General features: G+C 60.4%; 1 pseudogene. It reads left to right on the top strand.

Annotated elements, in window-relative coordinates:
- Positions 1-55 precede the first annotated feature (55 nt).
- Positions 56-268, top strand: a pseudogene (locus tag GHN86_RS23235) (hypothetical protein); the annotation flags it as partial.

The following is a 268-nucleotide window of genomic DNA, read 5'->3' as shown; positions in this document are numbered from 1 at the left end:
ATTTCATATGGCCTGGTGCAGGCCAAGACGCGGGGTTGAAAGCAGAGGAATCGTCATGATGCGTACCTTCCCCAAAGTTGCTTTGCTGATCGGCGCCCTGGCTGTCGCTGGCCAGGCATCCGCCCATGGCGGTTGGGGTGCTGGCCCGGCGCTGGTTGGCGCAGTGGTCGGTGCTACGGTTGTTGGCTCGATAGTCGCCAGCCAACAACGCCCGGTTTACGTAGAACACCCGGTCTATGTGCAACCACAACCGGTTTATGTGCAGGCG

Origin of the sequence: Pseudomonas helleri, from assembly GCF_009600315.1 — a bacterium.
Taxonomy (GTDB): Bacteria; Pseudomonadota; Gammaproteobacteria; order Pseudomonadales; family Pseudomonadaceae; genus Aquipseudomonas; species Aquipseudomonas helleri_A.
The sequence above is the reverse complement of the archived record's forward strand: the minus strand, read 5'-3'. Positions and strand labels throughout refer to the sequence as shown.